This window comes from Moorena sp. SIO1F2 (genome assembly GCF_010672755.1).
GTDB lineage: Bacteria > Cyanobacteriota > Cyanobacteriia > Cyanobacteriales > Coleofasciculaceae > Moorena.
In genome coordinates, this window is the sequence record NZ_JAAHFV010000367.1 from 1 (window position 1) to 6,153 (window position 6,153).

Annotated in this window: 3 protein-coding genes; 1 reads left to right on the forward strand and 2 read right to left on the reverse strand. The window is 45.6% G+C overall.

All coding sequences use genetic code 11. From position 1 onward, the window contains the following. Positions 1-252 precede the first annotated feature (252 nt). Positions 253-1,698 carry an S-layer homology domain-containing protein gene (locus F6J94_RS28350; protein WP_293046563.1) on the reverse strand — a complete coding sequence of 482 codons (1,446 nt, stop codon included), beginning with the start codon at positions 1,696-1,698 and terminating at the stop codon, positions 253-255. Between the two features lie 168 nt (positions 1,699-1,866). On the opposite strand from F6J94_RS28350, the gene lepB reads away from it, so the two are divergent. Further along, the gene (gene lepB / locus F6J94_RS28355) at positions 1,867-2,499 is read left to right on the forward strand and encodes a signal peptidase I (protein ID WP_293046565.1); all 633 of its coding nucleotides are present in this window, start codon (positions 1,867-1,869) and stop codon (positions 2,497-2,499) included. Between the two features lie 326 nt (positions 2,500-2,825). Here the strand turns inward: lepB and F6J94_RS28360 are convergent, their stop codons facing one another. Further along, positions 2,826-5,525 carry a DUF3536 domain-containing protein gene (locus F6J94_RS28360; protein WP_293046568.1) on the reverse strand — a complete coding sequence of 900 codons (2,700 nt, stop codon included), beginning with the start codon at positions 5,523-5,525 and terminating at the stop codon, positions 2,826-2,828. Positions 5,526-6,153 lie beyond the last annotated feature (628 nt).

Below are 6,153 nucleotides of genomic sequence, written 5' to 3' on the forward strand. Positions count from 1 at the left end.
CGCGGACATGACAAAAGTCTCAAACCTAAGTAAGCGCAAGAGTTTGACTTCTGACTTCTGACTTCTGACTTCTGACTTCTGACTTCTGACTTCTGACTTCTGACTTCTGACTTCTGACTTCTGACTTATGCTATATCATGTCTGCCATTGACACACTTGACCAATCACCACTTATTACTAACCCATGACAATAGCTATTCGTAATTGTGCTTAAGCACAATTAAAAGCTGTTTTCAGCTGTTTTGTATGCACCTAATTCGATGGTTTAGCTTTTGGTGCCCCTGATGGCTGACTGGTTTGAGGCTTAATAAACAATGCTTCTTTGGCAGATTGCCCTTCACCCTGAGAACCGAAATACCAAAGCGCTGCTCCTGCTTCAGCACGGGTGACTGGTTTTTTAGGCTGAAACAATATTGTATAACCAAAGACTCGGCGAATATTTGCCAAATCGCCATTTCGGAAATCAGCTAAGACGGCTCGCAATGCTTTCGGGTCAATTTCAGCGGTATCTTTGAAGCCCCAGGTTTCTTTCACTGCTTCAATAGAGGCTTTGGGCAAGGCTTTACGAGTATCGAGAGGCACTTTCCACACCATCAGATTTTCCCGAGTCAACGGTGCATCTGGACGAAACAATACTGCCGTAGAATCGCCACTGAGGGGACTAGGAATTAATCCAGCATCAGCTAATCCCTGAATATAGGGAAAATCAGGATCCGTACGAGGCACATCCTGAAATGCAGGTTGAGTAGTTTTGGATGCTAAACGGATTTGCAATCCTGGACGATTGGCATAGATCCGATTATTGGCATCCATCAGCCAACGGGCATACTGACGGCGGCTTATGGTTTGATTCGGGGCAAACTGAGTACCTTGACTATCAGCATTGGTCTTTGGATTAGCTGTGCCTGGGGTTAAGACTCCCAATTTTGCCAAATCTGCCACATACTTACGCAAATCTCGGGGGACTTTATCCAAGTCAGTAAATTTCTCAGGTTCTCCTGACCTGACCTGATCTGGCTTACTCGCAACCTCAGAGGGTTGTGTTGGTTTCTGAGGTTGTGTTGGTTTTTGAGCTTGTGTTGGTTTCTGGGATGGTTGTGGTTTCTCAGCTTTGGTATCCTTACCATCCCGGACGTACTGAATATCAAATGTGGTCACACTGCTGTTGGTAGCAACCGCTGGGGGCTTTGATGAGGAGGCAGCGCTCGATTTGCCAGTAGTGGCACGAGAAGGAATCGAAAGGGTAACATCCAAGTCATTACGACGGACGATGAATGTGCCACCATCTTGCTCTTCTGGCTGGTCGAGGACTTCCCAGCCTCCCGACTCAAAGGTCTTTTGGTAAAAGTTCTGAATTAAATTAATTGGGTCAGGGGATGACCAAATCGTCAGCTTACCTGGAGCAGCAGCATCTTTGAGGGGTTCCACTTGTTCCAAGGTTGCTTGTTGATAACGGGGAATCTCAGTGGGGAAGTCTTCTGGCAACGGTACTGACTTCTGTTTCTGGGGAGTACTTTGAGGCTTGTTCGGAGATGGCCGACCCAAGTTTTTGGGTGGGTTATCTTTCAGTGTGGGGTCTGCTCCCAAAGACCGCTGCAAAGCGTCACCTAGGTTAGTGTTGGCGCAGGCACTCAACACACCCAGAAGACAAACCGCTAAACTCGCACGTAGGACAGAGTGTGGAAACAGCACGGGCATTGTCCAACAACAGTACTCACTTCCTAAACTAACGCAAATTCACAAAAGGGCAATCAAGCATGTTATCCTGGCTGAGTTGCCAAACTAGTAAAGATGTTTAGGGCTAGGGGGGCGGTCATACCCATAAATCTGCCTTACCGTCAATTTAAATGTCAATTTAAATCTTGTATGGATGCACAGAAAAAGAAATTAGCAGCACCGAGTGAATCTTCTGAATCTGTTCAGGAGCAGCAAGCAGATGCTCAGGGTCAACAACAGGCCAAGGGTGGCACGCCATTCTGGAAGCAAGTACAGGAAAATTTCCAAATTATTGCGATCGCACTAGCCTTAGCTCTATTGATTCGAGTATTTGTGGCAGAACCTCGCTACATTCCCTCGGATTCCATGTACCCGACTTTGGGAATAGGCGATCGCTTAGTGGTGGAAAAAATCTCTTACCGTTTCCATACCCCAAAAGTCGGTGACATTATAGTGTTTGAACTACCGCCACAATTACAAATTTTGGGTTACTCAAAAGACCAAGCTTTCATCAAGCGGGTGATTGGCACATCCGGTGATACGGTTCAAGTCAAAGATGGCAAAGTTTATCGCAACGGTACTCCTATAGACGAGGACTACATTGCCCAACCTCCCCATTATCAGATGGGACTGGTGCAGGTGCCAGAAGATCAGCTATTTGTCATGGGAGATAACCGCAACAATAGCAACGATTCCCATGTTTGGGGTTTTCTAGGTAAAGACAAAGTCATTGGTCGTGCCTGTTTCCGTTTTTGGCCACTTAGTGAACTTGGTTCGATCTGAACTATAGCAGTTTTCAATGAGGTTAGTAAACAGCTATAGAAAATGTCGCAGAGTCTACCAAAAACTCTTATTATTTGTTAAAATTAAATTAGGGTAACACCGACCGGGATTATTATGTAACTTAAATTAAAGCCGAAAACCAAGGGTTTAATAGTTGCGCTGTAATCCCGGTGTTATAACTTTTTTGAGATTTTTATGGTCAGTGGTCAGTGGTCAGTGGTCAGTGGTCAGTGGTCAGTGGTCAGCTTATTTTATTCAAAAGCTGATAGCTGATAGCTGATAGCTGATAGCTGATAGCTGATAGCTGATAGCTGATAGCTGAATGCTTACAGGTTGGTGACCCAACCACTGAGATCCACTGCTAAGGTTTGACCCAACTTGAGTAGGGGGCTTGGGGAAAGTGAAGCACTGAGGGCAGTGCTACAGGTACACATTTTACATAGCCAGGGATAGCTGCCATTGCTATCACTATCTTTGTTTTGACTATCTTTCTTTAAATCTTGGCTTTGGATCAGCTGAGGCAAAATTTGGTTATGGAAGTACTGCAAGTAAAGTTCTTGGCAACGATCTAAGCATAAGCTTAGATTGAGCTGATTCCCAACATCAATCATTTTGTCTAGCCGTTGAATATCGACTTCCACTTCCTCTGGGTTGCTATCGTAAAGAATTTGCCAGAGCGTACGCAAAATTAACTTTTCTAAGGTTTGCTTGACTTCTAGGGTATTCAACTGACAGTGGAGATGATTCGCTGCTGTTGCGATCGCTTCTAACTCTGCCAACCTACTCCATACCACCTGCTGATCACTGCTATCACTATCTAATGCCCTAATCACAGTAATACACTGATTGGATATAGCAATTTCTGCTGCTACTTGCAATTCCTTGGGAACAGATAACCCATCTCTCTGGAAAGCCATCAAGGCTCTATAGTTATCCCGATAAACCTGGGTATAGAGCTGATCCAAACGGGTCAAGGTTTCCTGGCTCAACAGCTGCATAATCCGGTGTCGCTCTTCAGGAAACAGATGCTGCAAATTAAAATTTTGCTGCCCAAACAGCTGATTCATTACCAAAATTGTGTGGGCTGCACTGGCTTGCTCGAGGGCATTAAATAATCTTTCCAACCGCTGGCGGTAGGCTCGACATTCAGCAAGGGGTTGAATACAGCAGTGGAAGTCCCAACCACCTAGGTATAGCAAGGCAAACACAAAATCACCACTTTCCCTAGTTATCTCAGAAACCAATTGTAACTGTCCCACAGCTAGGGTTAATGCCCCGATTCGTTTTAGCTGGTAATATTGCTGATGGGCATAGTAACAGTAGATTTTGTCTTCTTGGGAATAGTTTTTAAATAGGGAACTAATGGCATAGTCTGCTACTACTTGCTTGCAGCTAACCTGGGCTGACACCACTAGTTGCCGATAAATCTGGTCACCAGTTTTAAAGCATTCCACATTACTGGGTGCTAGAGCAAGGCGTTGGATAAATTCTTCTTCCAGTTGGACTTTAGCAACATTAGCAGCTAACTCCATAGCACGGGCAGCATAGCGTAAAATCTGAACCCCTTCTAGACGGGAGATTTCCTCAAAAAACCAACCACAACTGGTATACATCAGCAGAGCATGACGCTGCATTTCCAGCAGTCGTAAGCCATCCACGTGTTCGGCGGTCGTCAGTGGGTGAGTACTATGACGCTCCAGAAAACTGTCCACATTGGCTGGGGAACGGTTCCGAATCACTTCGATATACTCATCCCGCGCTAGCCAAGGGTCATGGAAGAATTGGCTACCAGTCTCTTGATATACCTCAATCAATTGATCCCGTAACCAATCCAGGGCATTCCGCAGGGGACGACGCCACATTTGGTGCCACTTCCCGTCACCACCACAGCCACAATCATCTTGCCAACGGTCAACCCCATGGGAGCAACTCCAGGCTGTTACTGGCTTCAGTACCACTTCCCAGGTGGGTGGATTAAAGCTAAGGTAGTGGGCAAAGTTGGTTACTGTCCAGTGGCGCTGGGGAAACTCATGGGTAAAAGCGTAGGCAATACACTTCTCAGTGCCTGTTTTGTGATGGCCAAAGGTTTCCCCATCCGTTGCCACAGCAATCAACTGGGCGCTGCGATGATCCCCACGTACTGCTTGACCCAAACGCTTGGCGAAGTGTTCAGTACTGGTGAGTAAATCATTGAAGCCCATATCTCTGGAGATTGGGCCGTCATAGAAAAAGATATCAATAAATTTGCCATTTTTGAGGAAGCAACGGTAAGGGCGAGTAGGGTCAATCTGAGCACCTCCCACTTCCTGCCATGGAGAATTACTATTGTGTTCACTGGTGAGTTCATTGGGAATTGGGCGGCAACGTTGAGCTTGGGAAGGGGCTAGGATAATAAACCGAATATCTTCTGCTACCAATGCTTCCAAAGTGGGATAGTCTACTGCCGTTTCCGCCAGCCACATCCCTTCGGGTTCACGACCAAAGCGGGAACGGAAGTCGGCTTTTCCCCAACGGATTTGGGTGTATTTGTCCCGTTCATTGGCTAAGGGAAGGATGATGTGGTTGTAAACTTGAGCGATCGCATTCCCATGACCATTTAAGCGTACGCAACTCTTCTTGTCCGCTTCCAGAATCCGCTGATACACTTCGAGATCGTAATCTTCCAGCCATGACATTAAGGTTGGACCAATATTGAAGCTCAAATAGTCATAGTTGTTGACAATATCTATCACTTCCCCTTGGTCATTTAATACCCTAGCAAAGGCATTGGGGCGGTAGCACTCATAGTAAATCCGTTCGTTCCAGTCATGAAACGGAGCAGCAGTAGGCTGACGCTCAATAGTATCTAGATCAGGGTTTTCCCGAGGCGGTTGGTAGAAATGACCGTGGATAGTAATATAGACACCTGTGGTGGTATCTAGGGAATCGTTGTTGAGCGTCGAGTAGTGTTTGATCTTGGCAGTGGACTTAGCAGTGGACTTTATTTCCTCAGCTTGTAACACTAGCAGTTCAGCTACTGAAGTCATGGGAATATGCATTCAAAAAACAGCAACACAGCTCACCCAACCCGATAACTTCATGTTTGGGACCCGGAGCGCGAATACCCTTGAGCAAACTTATACTGGTTTGGCAGTAACGAACAAAAGTAGCGGATAGTTGGGACAGCGGATAGTTGGGACAAACGTTAAATGCTTAACACAATGATTAATTCAACCGCAAGGTTTAATTCAAGTAATTCTAATCAGTTTATGGAAATTGCGGTAATTTTATCAATCTTAACCAGATCATAGCAAATTTCTATGGTTAAAAAATATACCCTAGGACTGATGCGCTTGAGAAATCGTTGAGCATCGAAAAGCTTTATTGAGCACACCAGCTACAGCGTAAGGTACTTGACTATCTAATTTATCTGTGTAAGTTGATCAGCTAACACGCATCTAAATTTCATCTTTTCATGTTATGAAAGAAACCGTCAAACCATCCGCCCATCTCCCTATCTCCCCATCTCCCCATCAGTCTCAACCCAAAAATTAAGTGTGTGACAGCTTAGGGAGACGGGGGGATGGGAAGAGGGATTGACCAAGTCCCTTTCGCTGTAGCTGGTGTGCTCAATAAAGCTTTTCGATGCTCAACGATTTCTCAAGCGCATCAGTC

Coding starts and splice junctions, on each gene's coding strand:
- F6J94_RS28350 (WP_293046563.1), bottom strand. CDS start 1,698: ATGCCCGTGCTGTTTCCACACTCTGTCCTACGTGCGAGTTTAGCGGTT.
- F6J94_RS28360 (WP_293046568.1), bottom strand. CDS start 5,525: ATGACTTCAGTAGCTGAACTGCTAGTGTTACAAGCTGAGGAAATAAAG.
- lepB (WP_293046565.1), top strand. CDS start 1,867: ATGGATGCACAGAAAAAGAAATTAGCAGCACCGAGTGAATCTTCTGAA.